This window comes from Enterobacter cloacae complex sp. SHL020, assembly GCF_049236945.1.
In the GTDB taxonomy this organism is placed as follows: Bacteria; Pseudomonadota; Gammaproteobacteria; order Enterobacterales; family Enterobacteriaceae; genus Enterobacter; species Enterobacter dykesii.
In genome coordinates this window covers 41,168-59,969 of record NZ_JBMKJF010000011.1, presented here as the reverse complement: position 1 = coordinate 59,969, position 18,802 = coordinate 41,168, and the positions used below count along the sequence as shown (strand labels likewise).

Annotated in this window: 18 protein-coding genes; 3 read left to right on the top strand and 15 right to left on the bottom strand. The window is 57.7% G+C overall.

Features of this window, described 5'->3' with window-relative positions:
• Nucleotides 1–24 precede the first annotated feature (24 nt).
• Nucleotides 25–1,062, bottom strand: coding sequence for an oxidoreductase (locus ACOTZB_RS20210; protein ID WP_421628353.1), 1,038 nt, complete (start codon nucleotides 1,060–1,062; stop codon nucleotides 25–27).
• A 256-nt stretch (nucleotides 1,063–1,318) separates the two neighbouring features.
• On the opposite strand from ACOTZB_RS20210, the gene yhhY reads away from it, so the two are divergent.
• Entirely contained in the window at nucleotides 1,319–1,807 is a 489-nt protein-coding gene (yhhY, locus tag ACOTZB_RS20205; protein ID WP_199028102.1) for an N-acetyltransferase, read from the top strand.
• A gap of 91 nt (nucleotides 1,808–1,898) precedes the next feature.
• Here the strand turns inward: yhhY and ggt are convergent, their stop codons facing one another.
• Entirely contained in the window at nucleotides 1,899–3,644 is a 1,746-nt protein-coding gene (gene ggt / locus ACOTZB_RS20200) for a gamma-glutamyltransferase (RefSeq protein WP_421628350.1), read from the bottom strand.
• A 123-nt stretch (nucleotides 3,645–3,767) separates the two neighbouring features.
• Here ggt and ACOTZB_RS20195 point away from each other — a divergent pair, with 123 nt between their 5' ends.
• Complete coding sequence (locus ACOTZB_RS20195; RefSeq protein ID WP_032650582.1) at nucleotides 3,768–4,145, top strand: DUF2756 family protein; 378 nt, start codon at nucleotides 3,768–3,770, stop codon at nucleotides 4,143–4,145.
• Here the strand turns inward: ACOTZB_RS20195 and ugpQ are convergent.
• The 10 genes from ugpQ to livK all read right to left on the bottom strand — a co-directional run bounded on the left by ugpQ (nucleotide 4,129) and on the right by livK (nucleotide 14,190).
• Nucleotides 4,129–4,875, bottom strand: coding sequence for a glycerophosphodiester phosphodiesterase (gene ugpQ, locus ACOTZB_RS20190; protein WP_421628348.1), 747 nt, complete (start codon nucleotides 4,873–4,875; stop codon nucleotides 4,129–4,131). The genes ACOTZB_RS20195 and ugpQ overlap by 17 nt on opposite strands.
• On the bottom strand, nucleotides 4,872–5,942 hold the full coding sequence (locus ACOTZB_RS20185; protein WP_047653115.1) for a sn-glycerol-3-phosphate import ATP-binding protein UgpC: 1,071 nt from the start codon (nucleotides 5,940–5,942) through the stop codon (nucleotides 4,872–4,874). The genes ugpQ and ACOTZB_RS20185 overlap by 4 nt, the downstream gene beginning before the upstream one ends.
• Before the next feature lies 1 nt (nucleotide 5,943).
• A complete protein-coding gene (gene ugpE, locus ACOTZB_RS20180; RefSeq protein ID WP_045402515.1) occupies nucleotides 5,944–6,789 on the bottom strand; it encodes a sn-glycerol-3-phosphate ABC transporter permease UgpE in 846 nt (281 codons plus the stop codon).
• Nucleotides 6,786–7,673 (bottom strand): sn-glycerol-3-phosphate ABC transporter permease UgpA, encoded by an 888-nt coding sequence (gene ugpA / locus ACOTZB_RS20175; RefSeq protein ID WP_421628346.1) that lies wholly within the window; start codon nucleotides 7,671–7,673, stop codon nucleotides 6,786–6,788. Before ugpA ends, ugpE begins: the two co-directional genes overlap by 4 nt.
• 126 nt (nucleotides 7,674–7,799) lie before the next feature.
• Nucleotides 7,800–9,116, bottom strand: coding sequence for a sn-glycerol-3-phosphate ABC transporter substrate-binding protein UgpB (gene ugpB, locus ACOTZB_RS20170; RefSeq protein ID WP_337280467.1), 1,317 nt, complete (start codon nucleotides 9,114–9,116; stop codon nucleotides 7,800–7,802).
• A 238-nt stretch (nucleotides 9,117–9,354) separates the two neighbouring features.
• Nucleotides 9,355–10,068 carry a high-affinity branched-chain amino acid ABC transporter ATP-binding protein LivF gene (gene livF, locus ACOTZB_RS20165; RefSeq protein WP_008500102.1) on the bottom strand — a complete coding sequence of 238 codons (714 nt, stop codon included), beginning with the start codon at nucleotides 10,066–10,068 and terminating at the stop codon, nucleotides 9,355–9,357.
• Nucleotide 10,069: 1 nt separating this feature from the next.
• Nucleotides 10,070–10,837 (bottom strand): high-affinity branched-chain amino acid ABC transporter ATP-binding protein LivG, encoded by a 768-nt coding sequence (gene livG, locus ACOTZB_RS20160; RefSeq protein WP_023310024.1) that lies wholly within the window; start codon nucleotides 10,835–10,837, stop codon nucleotides 10,070–10,072.
• On the bottom strand, nucleotides 10,834–12,111 hold the full coding sequence (livM, locus tag ACOTZB_RS20155) for a branched chain amino acid ABC transporter permease LivM (protein WP_023310023.1): 1,278 nt from the start codon (nucleotides 12,109–12,111) through the stop codon (nucleotides 10,834–10,836). Before livM ends, livG begins: the two co-directional genes overlap by 4 nt.
• Nucleotides 12,108–13,034 (bottom strand): high-affinity branched-chain amino acid ABC transporter permease LivH, encoded by a 927-nt coding sequence (gene livH, locus ACOTZB_RS20150; RefSeq protein WP_008500099.1) that lies wholly within the window; start codon nucleotides 13,032–13,034, stop codon nucleotides 12,108–12,110. The genes livM and livH overlap by 4 nt, the downstream gene beginning before the upstream one ends.
• Nucleotides 13,035–13,080: 46 nt before the next feature.
• Nucleotides 13,081–14,190, bottom strand: coding sequence for a high-affinity branched-chain amino acid ABC transporter substrate-binding protein LivK (gene livK / locus ACOTZB_RS20145; protein WP_421628342.1), 1,110 nt, complete (start codon nucleotides 14,188–14,190; stop codon nucleotides 13,081–13,083).
• A gap of 424 nt (nucleotides 14,191–14,614) precedes the next feature.
• On the opposite strand from livK, the gene panM reads away from it, so the two are divergent.
• Nucleotides 14,615–14,998, top strand: a complete 384-nt coding sequence (panM, locus tag ACOTZB_RS20140) for an aspartate 1-decarboxylase autocleavage activator PanM (protein ID WP_023334145.1) — start codon at nucleotides 14,615–14,617, stop codon at nucleotides 14,996–14,998.
• 181 nt (nucleotides 14,999–15,179) lie between these two features.
• Here the strand turns inward: panM and livJ are convergent, their stop codons facing one another.
• From livJ to rpoH, 3 genes are all read right to left on the bottom strand, one after another.
• On the bottom strand, nucleotides 15,180–16,280 hold the full coding sequence (livJ, locus tag ACOTZB_RS20135) for a branched chain amino acid ABC transporter substrate-binding protein LivJ (protein ID WP_148103336.1): 1,101 nt from the start codon (nucleotides 16,278–16,280) through the stop codon (nucleotides 15,180–15,182).
• A 197-nt stretch (nucleotides 16,281–16,477) separates the two neighbouring features.
• Nucleotides 16,478–17,743 carry a 4-aminobutyrate--2-oxoglutarate transaminase gene (locus ACOTZB_RS20130; protein WP_421628339.1) on the bottom strand — a complete coding sequence of 422 codons (1,266 nt, stop codon included), beginning with the start codon at nucleotides 17,741–17,743 and terminating at the stop codon, nucleotides 16,478–16,480.
• A gap of 136 nt (nucleotides 17,744–17,879) precedes the next feature.
• Nucleotides 17,880–18,737: an RNA polymerase sigma factor RpoH gene (gene rpoH, locus ACOTZB_RS20125; RefSeq protein WP_028017959.1), complete on the bottom strand. Its 858-nt coding sequence runs from the start codon at nucleotides 18,735–18,737 to the stop codon at nucleotides 17,880–17,882.
• Nucleotides 18,738–18,802: the final 65 nt, after the last annotated feature.

Here is an 18,802-nt window from a genome sequence, read left to right as displayed (position 1 = left end):
TAAGCGCAGAGGAGCCGTTTTTGCTTATTTCGCGAGGGTTATCGTGGCAGGAGAAGCCTGCTCGAAGGCCCGCTCGAGGATTTCCAGGTTGGTCAGAACGTCAGATTCCTTGACGTAATTCGCCGTGCCGGATGTGAGGGTTTCATACAGCGCATCGTAGACGCGGCCATAGTCGCCAATTTCCGGTTTCAGCTCTTCTCTCACCGTGACGCCCTCATCGTTTACGTATTCCAGCACACCCACGGAGTCATCCGCCGCAAAACCCGGTTCGCCCGGCATGATGTTGGCCTTCAGGCTGGTCTCCTGCTGGTCGATGCCGTACTTAATGAACGAGCCTTTGGTGCCGTGAACGATAAATTTCGGGTAGTCAATTTTCACCAGATGGCTGGTTTTGACGATGGCTTTCAGGTCGCCGTAGAACAGCTGAGCTTCAAAGGTGTCGTCCGGGTTAGCTTTGTTACGCAGGCTGCGGATGTCGTATGCGACATGATCCGGTCGGCCAAACAGGGAGATGATCTGGTCCATCGTATGCACGCCCAGACCAAAGAACGAGCCGTCCTGCGGCAGTCCGGGCTGGGTTTCCGCTACCGGACGGTAGTAATCGAAGTGGCTTTCGATTTCCACAATGTCGCCAAGCCTGCCGCTTTCAATCGCCTTTTTCGCCGTCAGGAAGCAGCTGTCAAAGCGACGGTTCTGATACGGCGTAACGGTGAGGCCTTTACTTTTCGCCAGCGCGAACAGCTCTTTTGCTTCGGCGATGGTCGGGGTGAACGGTTTTTCCACCAGCACGTTTTTACCCGCTTCCAGCGCGCGTTTGGCATAGTCAAAATGGCTGTCGGCGTGGGTGCAGACGACAACCAGTTTGACCTGCGGGTCGTTAAGCACTTCATCAAGATCGCTGGTGAAATGGATATGAGAATACTGCGGGGATTGCTCTTCCGGCTTCGCGCGGCGGCGGAAGACGTGCGCGACGTGCCAGCTGTCTTTACGGTTGAGAACATACGGCAGGTGGTAACGGGTCGTACTTTTACCAAATCCAATAAATGCGCAATGTAGTGTCATGGCTCAGTCCTTTTGGAAGGTTACTGAGTCTAACCATAACAAAAAAAAAGCCAGCTAAAAGCTGGCTAAAGTAATACTGGAAGCAATGTGAGCAATGTCGTGCTTTCAGGTTCCCGTAGCGGTCTTCCTGAATGCAGAGCAATAATAATCATTCTCATTCGCACTTGTCCAATACTTTTTGCAAAAAATAGCGGTTGACTCAAATTTTAAAGTCATTGATGTTGGAAGGGACGTTTAACTGACTGAGGAATAAGGAATGAGTGAGATAGTGATACGCCACATCGAACCCAGCGATGCAGAAGCTTTGCGCGACATCATGTCGCATCCTGATGTGTATCACGACACGCTACAGCTCCCTCATCCCTCAATGGAAATGTGGCACGAACGCGTTGCGACAAAACCAGGTCGACGCCATCTTGTTGCCTGTCTGGAAAAGCGCGTCATTGGGCACATGGCGCTGGACGTGATGGAAAACCCGCGTCGCAGCCACGTTGCCACATTCGGTATCAGCGTGGCAGCGGATATGCAGGGTCGCGGCGTAGGCCGCAGGCTCATGAGCGAAATGGTTAATCTGTGCGACAACTGGCTGCGCATCGAACGTATCGAACTGACGGTCTTTGCCGATAACCCAGCGGCTGTTGCGCTCTATAAACATTTTGGCTTTGAAATCGAAGGGACCGGCAGGAAATTTGCCCTGCGCAACGGCGAGTATGTGGATGCGTACTATATGGCGCGAATGAAGTAGTTTGTTGCCCTCACCCTAACCCTCTCCCACTGGGAGAGGGAATGATAAACGTAGGCCGGGTAAGGCGAAGCCGCCACCCGGCAACAACACGTTAATACCCCGCCGTCAAATCATCCACCGACCGCGGATCCGACGCGCCAAACAGCGCCCCGTCTGGCCCCACCATAATGCTCTGGGTGCTGCCCATCGCCTCCTTCACCGCCACCTTCTGCCCGCGCTGTTCCAGCAGCTTGATGGTGTCCGGGCTAAAGCCCTTCTCCACGCGCAGCTCGTCCGGCAGCCACTGGTGATGGAAACGCGGAGCGTTTGTCGCTTCGGCGACGTTCATGCCAAAGTCGATGCTGTTCACCACCATCTGCAGCACGGTAGTGATAATACGGCTGCCGCCAGGGCTTCCGGTCACCAGCCAGGTTTTCCCGTCTTTCACGACAATGGTGGGCGACATGGACGACAGCGGACGTTTCTTCGGCCCCACCGCATTCGCATCGCCGCCGACCAGCCCGTAGACGTTCGGCACGCCCGGCTTGGCAGAGAAGTCATCCATCTCGTTGTTCAGAAGAATGCCGCTATTGCCCGCCACAATCCCGGTGCCGAAGGTGGTATTGAGCGTGTACGTCACCGCCACCGCGTTACCGTCTTTATCCACCACCGAGAAGTGGGTGGTCTGGTTGCTTTCATACGGCGCCAGCTTGCCGGGGCGGATCTCGCTCGACGGTTTAGCCTTGTTGATGTCGATCTGATCGGCAATGGATTTGGCATACGCCTTGTTGGTCAGCGCCTGCCACGGCACCTTCACGAAGTCCGGATCGCCGAGATATTCCGAACGGTCGGCGTAGGCGCGTTTTTCCGCTTCCGCCATCACCTGCATGGCGTCCGCGCTGCCGAAGCCGAACTTGTGCATATCGAAGTTTTCAAGAATGTTGAGGATCTGCACGATGTGGATCCCACCGGAGGACGGAGGCGGCATGGAAAATACCTCGTATCCGCGATAGGTGCCGCTAATCGGCTCGCGCTCCACCGCCTTGTATTCCGCCAGATCCGCTTTGGTGATGAGCCCTCCATTCTTTTGCATCTCTTCGGCAATCTGGTCGGCAATCGCCCCTTTGTAGAAGGCGTCCAGACCGTGCTCCGCAATCAGCTCCAGGCTTTTGGCGAGGTTCTTCTGCACCAGCCTGTCGCCCTTCTTCAGCGGCTCGCCGTCTTTCCAGAAGATGGCCTTGCTGTTTTCATGATTGGGAATGACTTCGCTGCCGTAGGTCTTAAGATCGTCCGCCAGCGCATCGTTCACCACAAAGCCGTCCCGCGCCAGTTTAATGGCAGGCTGCACCACCTTGTTCAGCGGCATCGTGCCGTATTTTTCCAGCGCCAGCGAGAAGCCCGCAACGGTGCCCGGCGTGCCGGTGGCGAGGTGCGAAGTCAGGGATTTTTTGCTGTCAGGGTTACCCTGATCGTCAAGGAACATATCGCGGGACGCCTGAGAAGGCGCCATTTCGCGGAAATCGATGGCGGTGGTTTTGCCATCTTTGGTGCGCAGCATCATAAAGCCGCCGCCGCCCAGGTTCCCCGCCTGCGGATGCGTTACCGCCAGCGCATAGCCGACGGCGACCGCTGCATCCACCGCGTTACCGCCCTGCCTGAGAATGTCGACGCCCACTTTTGTTGCCAGCGCATCCACTGACGCAACCATGCCATGGGTTGCCCGCACGGGATGAAAAACATCTTCCTCCACGCCGTAAGAGACCGGAGGCGCCGCTGGCGGGTTGGCCGCCACGCTAAATGTACCGCCTGCCATCAGCGCGGCGATGGCGACCCAGCGCAAAAACGTTGGTTTCATCATTATTGTTCTCCAGGTGAAGGGATCCATATTCCCCGCTTAAGCCTGGTTCACAACTCCTAAAAAATCATCGTCATGGTGAAATCGGGGTAAACTTAAGAGAGACCTCAAAAGGAGGAAATGACAATGAAACGCTTACTGATTCTTACGGCGCTGATCCCGTTTGCCGCGCTCGCACAGCCACTCAACACCATGAACAACCCGAACCAGCAGGGTTACGTCATTCCGAGCCAGCAGCGTATGCAGACGGAGATGATGAGCCAGCAACAGCAGCAGAAAGGAATGCTTAATCAGCAGCTTAAAACGCAAACCCAGATGCAGCAGCAAAGCCTGCAAAATCAGATGAACGCCAACACCCAGCGCGTGCAGCAGGGGCAGGTGCGCGAGCAGCCGCTGCCGAATAAAAACGGCGGGATGTTAGGGGGAATGACGTCGTCAGGCAGCGGACAGCAGCATATGCTGCCGCCGCAGTCGAATGGCAGTATGCTTAATCCGCAGAACTAAAGTCCGGGCCGATCAGGTCGATTGCATCGGTACAGATGCTGTCCACGCCCCAGCGCAGCAGTTCGGCTGCGCGCTGGGGTTTGTTAACCGTGTAGACCAGAATATGCAGACCCGCGTCTTTCAGCATCTTCACCCGCGCCTCATCCAGCAGCCTGTGGTTGAGATGGATAGAGACACACGCTAAGCGTGTCGTCAGCTCGCGCCAGTCCTCGCGCCACTCGTCAAGCAGCAGCCCGCGCGGCAGCTCCGGCACGGCCGCCTGTGCGGCTTCCAGCGCATCGATTTCAAATGATGACAGCAGCGGCGCGGTCATCCCTTCCCACAGCTCGCGCGCGGCCAGGGCAATGACTTTGCCCGTCAGCGGCCCGGAGCCGGTGGTCGGTTTGATTTCGATATTGGCCATCATGCCGTGCTGGCGACAGCGGTCCGCCACCTCCGCCAGCAGCGGCAGCGGTTCGCCTTTGAACTCGCCGCTGTACCAGCTTCCGGCGTCCACCTTCAGCAGATCGCGCCACGGCAGCTCTCCCGCCACGCCCCAGCCGTTGCTGGTGCGTTCGAGGTTATCGTCATGCAGCAGGAAAATTTCGCCATCTTTCGACAGCTTGGCGTCGAACTCGATCATCGTGTGACCGTAGCGCGCGCCAACGTCAATCGCCGCCAGGGTGTTCTCCGGCGCAAGCTTACCGCCGCCACGGTGGGCGACGACGTGGGGATAAGGCCAGTTGCTCATACTCGTTGTCCTGTTTCACCGTCAAACAGGTGCAGATGGTTTTCCGGCAGGTGCAGCCACAGCGTGCTGCCGGCTTTAGGGCGCTCCTGATGTGCCAGGCGCACCACCATTTTTTGTTCGCCCCAGCGCCCGTGCGCCAGGTTATCTGCACCCAACATCTCCAGCGTGTCCATCACCAGCGGCACGCCGCCGTCCGCCTGAGTGGTTAAACCGATATGTTCCGGGCGGATACCGAGCGTCATCTTACGCCCGGCGTAGCCACGATAGTACCAGTTGATCGGCAACGCCATCCCGCTTTCCAGCTCAAAGTGCGAGCCCGCGCTGCTGATACGCCCTTCCAGCAGGTTCATTGCCGGGCTGCCGATAAAGCTCGCCACAAAGCGGGTGGCCGGTTTCTCGTACACTTCCACCGGAGTGCCAATCTGCTCGGCGATGCCTTTGTTCATCACCATCACGCGCTGGGCGAGGGTCATGGCTTCGACCTGATCGTGGGTCACATACAGAGAGGTGGTTTTCAGACGACGGTGCAGCTGCTGCAGCTCAAGACGCATCTGCACGCGCAGCTTGGCGTCGAGGTTAGAGAGCGGTTCGTCGAAGAGGAATACCGCCGGATCGCGCACGATGGCGCGCCCCATCGCCACGCGCTGGCGCTGGCCGCCGGAGAGCTCGCGCGGGCGGCGCTTCAGCAGGCCGTCCAGCTCGAGAATGCGCGCCGCCTCTTTCACCCGCTCGTCGATATGGCCTTTGCCCATGCCGCGGATTTTCAGCCCCCAGGCCATGTTCTCTTCCACGCTCATGTGCGGATAGAGGGCGTAGTTCTGGAACACCATCGCAATGCCTCTGTCTTTCGGCTCCATCTCGGTGACGCGCTGACGGTCAATCCAGATATCCCCCGACGTCACGCGCTCCAGCCCCGCCACCATGCGCAGCAGGGTGGATTTGCCGCAACCGGACGGGCCGACCATCACGATGAATTCCCCGTCCGCCACGTCGAGCGTGAGCGGCTGAATCACCTGGGTTTTGCCGTCCCAGCTTTTGGTTACTGCCTGAAGTTTTAAACCTGCCATCTTATTTCTCGCTATCGACCAGGCCGCGGACAAACGCGCGCTGCATGGCTAAAACAATGACTACGGGTGGGATAAGGGTGAGCAGCATTGCCGCCATCACCTGGTTCCAGAGGGTGGTGCCTTCGCCGGTGGCGATCATGCCTTTGATGCCCGCCACGGCGGTGCCGAGGTTAACGTCCTGAATAATCAGCAGCGGCCACAGGTACTGGTTCCAGCCGTAGATAAAGGTGATCACAAACAGCGCTGCAAGGTTGGTTTTCGACAGCGGCAGCACGATGTCGCGGAAGAAGCGCATCGGCGACGCGCCGTCGATGCGCGCGGCTTCAATCAGCTCGTCCGGCAGGGTCATAAAGAACTGGCGGAACAGGAAGGTGGCGGTCGCCGAGGCCATCAGCGGCAGGGTTAAGCCCGCGTAGCTGTCGAGCATCTTCAGGTTGGCGATCACCTCCACCGTCGGGAAGATACGCACCTCCACCGGCAGCATCAGGGTGATAAAAATCATCCAGAAGAAGAGGTTACGCAGCGGAAAGCGGAACCAGACGATGGCGAAGGCCGAAAGCATCGACACCGTGATTTTGCCCACCGTAATGCCGAACGCCATGATGAAGCTGTTGAGCATCATCAGCCAGAACGGCGCGCTGTTGGCGCCCACGCCCTGGGTCCAGATGGTCTTCATGTTCTCAAAAAGGTGCCCGCCGGGGAGCAGCGTCATCGGCGTGTCGAACACCGCTTTGGTGTCCAGCGTGGCGGCGACAAACGCCACGTACAGCGGGAAGAGGATGACGATGATCCCTAAAATCAGCATGGTATGGCTGAAAATCGTCAGCCCGCGACGGTTCTCAATCATTGGTAGCGCACCTTACTTTCAACATAGCGGAACTGCACCACCGTGAGGATGATGACGAGGAACATCAGCACGACGGACTGCGCGGCAGAGGCGGAGAGATCCAGCCCCGCAAAGCCTTCGCGATAGATCTTATAGATAAGCGTCGTGGTCGCCTGCACCGGGCCGCCTGCGGTCGCCGCGTCGATCACCGGGAAGGTGTCGAAGAAGGCGTACACGAGGTTAACCACCAGCAGGAAGAAACTCACCGGGGCGATCAGCGGCAGCGACAGCCTGAAGAAACGACGAATGGGCCCTGCGCCGTCAATTGCCGCGGCTTCCACCAGCGAGCGCGGAATGGACTGCAGCGCGGCGAAGAAGAACAGGAAGTTGTAGCTGATCTGCTTCCACACCGAGGCGAACACCACCAGGAACATCGCCTGGCCGCTGTTCTGGGCGTGATTCCAGTCGTAGCCGAACTCTGCCAGGAAGTGGGTAATCAACCCGCGCCCCGGGTTAAACAGGAAGATCCACAGCACGGCGGCGACGGCGGGAGCTACGGCGTAAGGCAGCAGCATCAGGGTTTGATAAATACGGCTGCCGCGCACCACGTAGTCCACCAGCGCGGCGAAAAACAGCGAGGCAACCAGGCCGCTGACGGTCACCAGCGCGCTGAACTTCATCGTCGTCCAGAAGGAGTCCAGGTAGTAGCTGTCGTGGAACAGCGCGGTAAAGTTGTCCAGGCCAACAAACTGGCTGGAAAGCCCGAACGGGTCGACGCTTTGTACCGAGTACCACAGCGCTTCGCCCGCAGGCCAGATAAAGAAGATAACGGTGATGACCAGCTGCGGCGCGACCAACAGGTACGGCAGCCAGCGGGAACGGAACACCGAACGGGATGATGACATAGGTTTGCTCTGTAGGTATTCACCCCTCACCCCGGCCCTCTCCCCAAAGGGGCGAGGGAGAAAAGACGGCTCCGCGCAGTCCCCTCTCCCCTATGGGGAGAGGGTTAGGGTGAGGGGCAGGTTTGATTACGATTTCGTCGACTGCTCAAAGCGGCGCAGCAGCTGATTCCCGCGCTCTACCGCAGAGTCCAGCGCCTGCTGTGGCGTTTTCTTACCGGTCCACACGCTTTCCAGCTCTTCATCCACGATGGTGCGGATCTGCGGCATGTTGCCCAGACGCAGGCCTTTGGTGAACGGCAACGGCGGCTTGTTCAGCATCTGACGCGTCGCGATGTCCGCGCCCGGGTTCTTGCTGTAGAAGCCCTGCTCGCGGGTCAGGTCGTACGCGGCTTTGGTGATCGGCAGGTAGCCGGTCTTCTGGTGCCATTCGGCGGCGTTTTCAGGTTTCGCCAGGAAGTCGAGGAACTCGGCTACGCCTTTGTAGGTGCCCTTGTCTTTACCCTGCATCACCCACAGGCTCGCCCCGCCGATGATGGCGTTCTGCGGCGCGCCCTTCACGTCAGCGTCGTATGGCATCATGCCCACGCCGTAGTTGAATTTGGCGTAGTGGCGGATATCCGCCAGCGAGCCGGACGAGGCGGTGGTAATGGCGCAATCGCCGTTGTAGAACTTCTCGGTGGATTCGTCTTTACGTCCGAAGTAGCTGAAGTCGCCCTTCTTGTTCAGTTCGGCAAGCAGCGCGATGTGCTTCACCTGTTCCGGCTTGTTGAACTCCAGCACCGCGTCGGTACCGTCGAAGCCGTTGTTTTTGGTCGCAACCGGCAGGCCGTGCCAGGCGCTGAAGTTTTCAATCTGGATCCAGCCCTGCCAGCCGCTGGCGTAGCCGCACTTCATCCCCGCCGCTTTCAGCTTCGCGGTGTACTCCGCCAGGTCCTGCCAGGTTTTTGGCGGCTGCTCCGGGTCTAAACCGGCTTTTTTGAAGGCGTCTTTGTTGTAGTACAGCACCGGCGTGGAGCTGTTAAACGGCTGGGACAGCAGATGGCCGGTTTTGGAATCGGTGTAGTAACCCGCTACGGTCGGCACGAACTGCGACTCATCGAAGTTGATGCCCGCTTCTTTGAACACTTCATAGACCGGCTTGATGGCTTTGGAGGCCATCATGGTGGCGGTACCCACTTCATAAACCTGTAACAGGGCCGGTGCGTTACCGGTACGGAAGGCGGCGATGCCCGCGCTCAGGCTCTGCTCGTAGTTGCCTTTGTACACCGGCACAATTTTGTAATCCGGGTGGGTGTCGTTGAAACGCTGCGCCAGGGAGTCAACTTCTTTACCCAACTCCCCTTCCATGGAATGCCAGAACGGAATGGTGGTCACAGCCATTGCGTTCGTCGCAAAAGCCAGACCCAGTGCCAGACCCAAAGCTGTGTGTCGTAACGATGTCATTGTCATCTCTCTTATTGTGCCGGATGCGCGATATCACGCGTTTTATGCTCGCGAGGTAACATGACATGCTCGAATTACAGAAAAATAACTGTTTGTTTACAGATAAGTGACAGCCAGGCGTCAGGGGGATGATGGTTGTGTGAAGGGGGGTTGGTTTGGGTGCTGTCTGGTGCCCTCACCCACGGGGAGAGGGAGCAAACACTAAAAAAGGCAACTTGCGTTGCCTTTTTGCTTTTACCTATCCGCCCAGATACGCGCTCCGCACCGCTTCGTTCGCCAGCAGCGCGTCGCCGGTATCCTCCAGCACCACGCGGCCGTTTTCCAGCACGTAGCCACGGTCGGCGAGCTTCAGCGCCTGGTTGGCGTTCTGCTCGACGAGGAAGATAGTCATCCCCTCTTTGCGCAGCTGCTCAATGGTGTCGAAAATCTGCTGAATGATGATCGGCGCCAGACCGAGCGACGGTTCGTCCAGCAGCAGCAGGCGCGGTTGGCTCATCAGCGCGCGGCCAATCGCCAGCATCTGCTGCTCACCGCCGGACATGGTGCCCGCACGCTGGATGCGGCGCTCCCACAGGCGCGGGAAGAGTTCATATACCCACTTAATGCGGGTCTGGTATTCATCGCGGTGAGCGAAGAAACCGCCCATCGCCAGGTTCTCTTCCACCGTCATACGCGAGAATACGCGGCGCCCTTCCGGAACAATCGCCACCGCCTCGCGCATGATTCTGGCGGTCTGCCAGTCGGTAATGTCTTTACCATCGAACACAATCCGCCCGCTGGTGGCGCGCGGGTCGCCGCACAGGGTGCCGAGCAGCGTGGTTTTGCCCGCGCCGTTGGCGCCAATCAGGGTCACGATTTCACCCTGATTGATATGCAGGCTGACGTCGTGCAGCGCCTGGATCTTGCCGTAGTGCGCGTTGACCTTGTCGAACGTTAACATCGCTTTTTCCATCTTATGCCTCACCAAGGTATGCGCGGATCACGTCCGGGTTGTTGCGGATCTCTTCCGGCGTGCCGTTTGCCAGCGGCGTGCCCTGGTTTACCACGTAGATACGGTCCGAAATGCCCATTACCAGCTTCATGTCGTGCTCAATCAGCAGGATGGTGGTGTCGTGACTGTCGCGCAGCTCGGCAATCAGCTCGTCCAGCTCTTTGGTCTCTTTCGGGTTGAGCCCTGCCGCCGGTTCGTCGAGCATCAGGATTTCCGGCTGCGTCACCATGCAGCGCACGATTTCCAGGCGGCGCTGGTCGCCGTAGGCCAGGTTGCTCGCCTGACGGTTGGCGTGCTGCAGCAGGCCAATGCGGTCGAGCCAGGTGGCGGCGCGGTCAAGCGCTTCATCCTGCGCGCGGCGGAAGGCCGGGGTTTTCAGCAGGCCGGAGAACAGCCCGGTTTTCAGCTGCTGATGCTGTGCCACCAGCAGGTTCTCAATCACCGTCATCTCGCGGAACAGACGCACGTGCTGGAAGGTACGCACTACGCCCATGCGGGCGATCTGCTGGCCAGGCAGCCCTTCCAGGTGCTGATCGCGCAGCATGATGGTGCCGCCCGTTGGCTTGTAGAAGCCGGTCAGGCAGTTAAAGACCGTGGTTTTCCCCGCGCCGTTCGGACCAATCAGGGAGACAATCTCTTTCTTGTGCAGATCCAGATTCACGTTGTTGACCGCCAGCAGGCCGCCAAAACGCATCATCAGGCCGTTAACGGATAATAATGGCTGACTCATGCCTGCTCTCCTTTCGCTTGCCCGTTCTTCAGCTTCAGCTGTGGACGGGTCATCGGCAGCAGACCCTGCGGACGCCAGATCATCATCAGCACCATCAAACCACCCAGCATCAGCATGCTGTATTCGTTAAAGTCGCGCATCAGCTCGCGTGAGACCACCAGCAGGATGGCCGCGAGGATAACGGCAAACTGCGAGCCCATCCCGCCGAGCACCACAATTGCCAGCACAAAGGCGGATTCGGCAAAGGTGAACGATTCCGGGCTAACGAAGCCCTGACGCGCGGCAAACAGCGTTCCGGCGAAACCGGCAAACGCGGCGCTGATGGTGAACGCGGTCAGCTTGATCCGGGTCGGGTTCAGGCCCAGGGAGCGGCAGGCGATCTCATCTTCACGCAGCGCTTCCCACGCGCGGCCCAGCGGCATGCGCAGCAGGCGGTTGATCACAAACAGGGTAATCACCACCAGCAGCAGCGCCACCAGATAGAGCCAGATTACGCGGTCGGACGGGTCATACTTCACGCCGAAGAAGTTGCTGAAGGTATCCCAGCCGCCTTCGCGGGCGGTACGGCTGAACTCCAGGCCGAAGAAGGTCGGTTTCGGGATCTGGCTGATGCCGTTCGGGCCGCCGGTCACTTCGGTGTTGTTCAGCAGCAGGATACGGACGATTTCACCGAAGCCTAAGGTCACAATCGCCAGGTAGTCACCGCGCAGGCGCAGCACCGGGAAGCCAAGCAGGAAGCCAGCAGCGGCAGAGACCAGCCCCGCCAGCGGCAGGCAGGTCCAGAAGCCGAGACCGTAATAGTGGTTCAGCAGCGCGAAGGTATAGGCGCCGATGGCGTAGAAGCCGCCGTAGCCCAGCACCAGCAGGCCCGAGAGCCCCACGACCACGTTCAGACCGAGGCCGAGAATCACGTAGATCATGGTCAGAGTGGCGATATCCACGGTGCCGCGAGACACCACAAACGGCCACGCCACGGCGGCCACCAGCAGCGCCACGAGGAACAGCTTCTGCTTAACCGTAGAACCGTCGATTGCCGGCAGCACGAATTTCGGACCGGAGACGTTTTTCAGCGTCTTCTGGAACAGCGGACGCAGCAGCTGGAACAGGAACACCACGGCCGTACCGATAAATACCCACTGCCAGCGGATGTCAGCTGCGGTATCGACAACCAGTTTGGTGCCATTCAGCTCAAGCTGGACGCCCATAAAGACGCTGGCCAGCACGAAGAACATGGCGGCAGAAAGCAGCGCCATTGCAAAATGCATCGGTTTCATACTTTCTCTACCTCCGGACGGCCCAGAATACCGGTAGGCATCACCAGCAGAACCAGAATCAGCAGGGCAAACGACACCACGTCTTTATATTCCGTGCTCAGGTACGCCGAGGAGAGCGCTTCCGCCACGCCCAGGATCAGGCCGCCGATCATCGCGCCCGGAATACTGCCGATACCGCCCAGAACCGCCGCGGTGAAGGCTTTCATCCCGGCCATGAAGCCGATGTACGGGTTGATCACGCCGTAGAACTGGCCGAGCAGGACACCCGCCACCGCCGCCATCGCGGCGCCAATCACGAAGGTCAGGGCAATCACGCGGTCGGTGTTGATGCCGAGGAGACTCGCCATCTTCAGGTCTTCCGCGCAGGCGCGGCAGGCGCGTCCCATACGCGAGTAGCGGATGAACAGCGTCAGGGCGAGCATCGCAATAAAGGTCACGACCCAGATAACCAGCTGCATGGTGGTGATAGAGGCCGCGAAGTTTTCGCTGGCCCCCACAATCCACTGGCCGTTAAACAGGCTTGGCAGCGCCACGTCGCGCGAACCTTCGGTCAGGCTGACGTAGTTTTGCAGGAAGATCGACATCCCGATCGCGGAAATCAGCGCAATCAGGCGCTTGGAGCTGCGCACCGGCCGGTAGGCCACGCGCTCAATGCTCCAGCCGTAGGCGCTGGCAATCACAATCGCGCCGACAAACCCGGCGGCGACCAGCAGCCAGCTGCTGTCGATGCCCATCATCATCAGGGCGGCGATAATCATAAAGGAGACGTAGCTACCGATCATGTACACCTCGCCGTGGGCGAAGTTGATCATGCCGATAATGCCGTAAACCATCGTATAGCCGATGGCGATCAGCGCGTAGGTGCTTCCCAGCGTAACGCCGTTAAACATCTGCTGCAGGAAATAGAGAAACTGCTCGGACATATGCAAACCTTTTTATACCCGCCCGTCATGCCGGGCGGTGGGATGATTATTTGGCGGCCGAGGATGAACCGTCGGCGTGCCACTTAAAGACACCAAACTCAAATCCCTTCAGATCGCCTTTCTCATCCCAGTTCAGCGGCCCAATCACGGTATTCGCCCCGTGCGCTTTTAAATCTTTCACCAGATCCAGCGGTTCTTTGCTGCCGGAGCGTTCCAGCGCGGTGGCCAGAGACTGTACGGCCGCGTAGGTGATCCAGACGTACGGACCACTCGGATCTTTCTTCTGCGCCTTGAGCGCATCCACGATAGCCTTGTTGGCCGGATCCTGGTCATAGCGTTTTGGCATCGTCACCAGCATGCCTTCGGCAGAATCCCCCGCGATGTTTGACAGGGATGCATTGCCCACGCCCTCTGGCCCCATAAACTGGGTCTTCAGACCGGTGGCGCGCGCCTGACGCAGCATCTGGCCCATCTCCGGGTAGTAGCCACCGTAGTAAACGAAGTCGATATTCTCTTTTTGCAGGCGAGCAATCAGCGCGGAGAAGTCTTTCTCACCGGCGGTAATGCCGTCGAAGAAGACGATGTTCGCGCCGCCTTTTTTCAGGCCGTCCTGCACGGAGCGCGCCAGGCCTTCGCCGTACTGCTGTTTGTCATGAATAATGGCAATGCGCTGTGGCTTAACGCTCTCAAGGATGTATTTGACGGCGGTGGGGCCCTGCGAGGAGTCCAGACCGGCGGTACGCATGATGTGCTGGTAGCCGCGCTGGGTCAGCTCCGGGTTAGTTGCGCCCGGGGTGATCATCAGAATGCCTTCGTCTTCGTAAATATCAGACGCCGGCTGCGTGGACGATGAGCACAGGTGGCCGATCACATACTGAATACCGTCGTTGACGATTTTGTTGGCGACCGCGACGGCCTGTTTAGGATCGCAGGCGTCGTCATATTCCACGCCCACCAGCTTGTCGCCCTTGATGCCGCCCTTAGCATTGATGTCTTTGATGGCCTGGCGCGCGCCGTTGAACTCCATGTCACCCCACTGGGCAACAGGGCCGGACATCGCACCCACTACCGCAACCTTAATGTCCTCCGCCATGGCGGCATGCGAGATCGACAGTGCGACCATCCCCGCGATTAACGTCTTCGCGTTCCTTTTCATCTCTGAATCCCCATTCGTGATGTCGTGTTTATATTTTGTTTTATTATGGTTAAAAAGCATTCTGTACTTTTAATGAACAACGCTATTTTTACCAGTGCCTTTAATGGTTTAGCGCAGTTTTTTGTCAAAAACCAGACTAAAATCTCTATTTTTCAGGCTATTAAGCAAAGATAATATTCTGAAATCAGGCAGAGATAAACAAATAAAAGTGCAGTTTGCAGCATAAAATAACGGTACAAAGCGCCGAATAAATCACTACCGTTCAGGTTAAAATTCTGCTTATTTTTCGATCCGTGTGTTTTCAAACTGCCCATCGCGTTGTCAAAAAACTAATCACCTGGTTAATGAGAATAAAAAGAGAAAGCCGCTGAGTGAATAAATTGAGTACACTGCGTCTACTCAATTTGATTTGGACAAGTAGCTAATGAAACTGACTATCGTGCGTCTGGTGACCTTTAGCGACCAGGATCATATCGACCTGGGCAAGATCTGGCCGGAATATTCCCCTTCGTCGCTGCGCGTTGATGAGACCCACCGCATTTATGCCGCGCGTTTTAACGAGCGCCTGCTGGCAGCGGTTCGCGTCACCCTGAGCGGTACAGAAGGAGCGCTGGACTCGCTGCGCGTACGTGACGTCACCCGTCGTCGCGGCGTGGGCCAGTATTTAATTGAAGAAGTGATCCGCGAAAACCCGAGCGTGACCTCATGGTGGATGGCTGACGTGGGCGTGGAAGACCGCGGCGTGATGGCGGCGTTTATGCAGGCGTTAGGGTTTACGGCGCAGGAGAGCGGGTGGGAGAAGCGCTAAAAGAAAGCCGGGTGGCGGCTGCGCCTTACCCGGCCTACATTCATTATCTGCCGCATTTTCCCAAGCATTTCGTGTTGCAGGAAGGCGGCAAGTTATGAAATCCCCGGGAGCTTACATAAGTAAGTGACCGGGGTTGAATAACGCAGCCAACGCATCTGCGGCGCGAAAGGCGACGGGAAAATTATTTGGCGTCTGTCGCCGTGCCATTAGCATGCCAGTCAAACACGCCGAACTCGAAGCCCTTCAGGTCGCCCTTCGCGTCCCAGGAGAGTGGTCCCATGACGGTCTGGACCGTGTTCGCTTTCAGCCAGGTGGCAATTTCAGCCGGATCGGCTGACTGGTTCAGGCCCGCCTGCAGAGACTGCAGCGCCGCGTAGGTGGTCCAGACGAACGCGCCGCTTGGATCCTGTTTCTTCGCCTTGATGGCATCTACGATAGGTTTGTTCGCAGGGACCTGATCGTAGTTCTTCGGTTTGGTCACCAGCAGGCCTTCAGCTGATTCACCCGCAATGTTAGACAGGGAAACGTTCGCCACCCCTTCCGGGCCCATAAACTGGGTTTTCAGGCCCGCGGCGCGCGCCTGGCGCAGGATCTGACCCATTTCCGGGTGGTAGCCACCATAGTAAACGAAATCAATATTCTCTTTCTTCAGACGCGCCACCAGGGTGGAGAAGTCTTTCTCACCGGCGGTGATCCCGTCGAAGAACACCACGTCGGCATTCGCTTTCTTGAGGTTATCCTGCACTGAACGCGCCAGACCTTCACCGTACTGCTGCTTGTCATGAACGATAGCAATGCGCTTCGGCTTCACTTTTTCAACGATGTATTTCGCCGCGGTTGGGCCCTGGTCAGAGTCCAGGCCGGTGGTGCGCAGGATGAGCTTATAACCCCGCGACGTCAGCTCCGGTGCGGTCGCTGCCGGGGTGATCATCAGAATACCTTCGTCTTCGTAGATGTCAGACGCTGGCTGAGTAGAGGAAGAGCACAGGTGACCGATAACGTATTTGATCCCGTCGTTCACCACTTTGTTCGCGACCGCGACCGCTTGTTTCGGGTCACAGGCATCATCATATTTTACGATCTGCAGTTTTTCGCCTTTGATACCGCCCTTAGCATTAATGTCTGCAACCGCCTGTTCAGCGCCGGTAAATTCCTGGTCGCCGTACTGTGCTACCGGACCGGACATTGCGCCAACCACAGCCACCTTGATGTCTGCCTGTGCCATGGTGCTGAATGCCAACGCGATACATCCTGCCAGTAACGCTTTACCCTTCATGTTCATCCTGAGATTCCCCATTATTATGGTTATTACGATTGTTGTGATGTTGTTGTGCAGCGCTTTATGTCAGTTATAGGTGTGCTGTCCGCGCTTTTTCAGCATACTCTGCTAAAACATACCCGATTTTTATGATTTTGGAATAGCTAATTTGAAATGAATATATGATAAGCCCGGCAGGGATTTTCGCCGGGCATATGGCTTTAACGTGTCAGCGACGCGGAGATAATGTCCAGCGCTTTACGGAATTGCGCTTCAGGAATAGTCAGCGGATACAGGAAACGAATGACGTTGCCGTAGACGCCGCAGCTCAGCAGCAGCAGCCCTTCCTGCAATGCGCGATCCTGCACCTGGCGGGTAAATTCCGGCGAAGGCTGCCCCGTTTGCGGGTCGTTAAACTCCACCGCCACCATCGAGCCCTGGGCGCGAATGTCAGCGATATACGGGCAGTGTTCCTTCGCTTTGTTCAGCACTTCCACCAGGTGATGGCCCAGATGCGCCGAGCGCGTACAGAGATCCTCTTCATCAATCACGTCGAGCACGGCATGCGCCGCCGCAATCGCCAGCGGGTTTCCGGCGTAGGTACCGCCCAGCCCGCCTGGTGCAGGAGCGTCCATGACCGCTGCCCGGCCCGACACCGCTGAGAGCGGCATCCCGCCCGCCAGGCTTTTCGCCATGGTGATCAGATCGGGCTTCACGCAGTGGTGTTCCATCGAGAACAGCTTGCCGGTACGGGCAAAGCCGCTTTGCACCTCGTCGGCAATCAGCAAAATACCGTGGGTGTCGCACAGGGCGCGCAGCGCCTGCATAAAATCAGCTGGCGCAATGTTGAAACCGCCCTCTCCCTGAACCGGTTCGAGAATAATGGCCGCGACCTGGTCAGGTGCGATATCCGCTTTAAAGATACGTTCCAGGCTTTTCAACGCTTCCGCCGTGCTGACGCCGTGCAGTTCATTCGGATACTGCGCGTGATAAACCGAACCGGGGAACGGGCCAAAGCCGAGCTTGTACGGCGCAACTTTGCCGGTCAGCGCCATGGTCATAAAGGTGCGGCCGTGGAACGCGCCGCCAAAGGTGATAAGGCCGGGACGTTTGGTGTACGCCCGGGCAATTTTGACCGCGTTTTCGACCGCCTCAGCCCCCGTGGAGAAGAACGCGGTTTTGGCCGGACCGTCAACGGGCACGCGTTCGTTGATACGTTCGGCAAGCGCCACATAGCCTTCGTACGGCACAATCTGGTACGCCGTATGGGTAAAGGCGTGGAGTTGTTTTTCGATGGCGGAAATGACTTTGGGATGACGATGGCCGGTATTCAGCACCGCGATCCCGGCGGCGAAGTCGATGTACTCGTTGCCCTCGACGTCCCACACCGTGGCGTTTTCAGCTTTATCGGCATAGAAGTTACACATCACGCCGATGCCGCGCGGCGTCGCCTGTAAACGCCGGTCGTTCAGTTCGTTATTTTTCACCCTGTCCCCCTGAGAATGTCGCCTGCTTAGCGCATCAGTAAGTGTTTGCCAGGGGGAGGGAATTCGCCAGAGCGGGCGCTAAAAAAACAAAACCCCCGAATTTGCATTCGAGGGTTCTCGGTGTACTTCGCGGAAATTACGCTTCGATAGCGGCGCGAAGTTTTTTCATGGCGTTCTTTTCAAGCTGACGGACACGTTCCGCAGAAACGCCGTAGCGGTCGGCCAGCTCCTGCAGCGTGGACTTGTTGTCTTCGTCCAGCCAGCGGGCGCGGATAATATCCTGGCTACGTTCGTCGAGGCCTTCCATCGCATGGGTCAGCTTGTTCGCGGCCTGATCTTCCCAGTTGTCCTCTTCGATGCCATCAGCAAAGTTAGAGGTTTTATCCTGCAGATACAGAACCGGGGCCATCGGCTGGCTGTCAGATGCGTCGTCGTCGGAGGACATATCAAAGGTCATGTCCTGCGCGGCCATACGGGATTCCATCTCACGCACGTCTTTGCTGGATACGCCCAGCTCGCGCGCCACCATTTCCACTTCATCCTGGTTGAACCAGCCCAGACGCTGCTTGGTTTTACGCAGGTTGAAGAACAGTTTGCGTTGCGCTTTTGTCGTGGCGACCTTCACGATACGCCAGTTGCGCAGCACGTATTCATGAATTTCTGCTTTGATCCAGTGCACAGCGAAGGAGACGAGTCGCACACCCACTTCCGGGTTGAAGCGACGTACAGCCTTCATCAGACCGATGTTACCTTCCTGAATCAAGTCCGCCTGCGGCAGGCCGTAGCCCGCATAATTACGAGCAACGTGAACAACAAAGCGCAGGTGAGACAGGATCAGCGTCTTAGCTGCTTCCAGATCGCCCTGGTAATGCAGCTTTTCAGCAAGCTCCTTTTCTTCCTCGGCCGTTAACATTGGCCAGGTGTTCGCAGCCCGGATATAAGATTCCAGGTTACCAACAGGGGCTAAAGCTAAAGTTTGCATTTCTTTGGTCATTCATTCCTCTCAATGTTTCTTCTGGTCCAGGTTGTCCCCGTCAGGCAACAACCATGCCAAAGCGT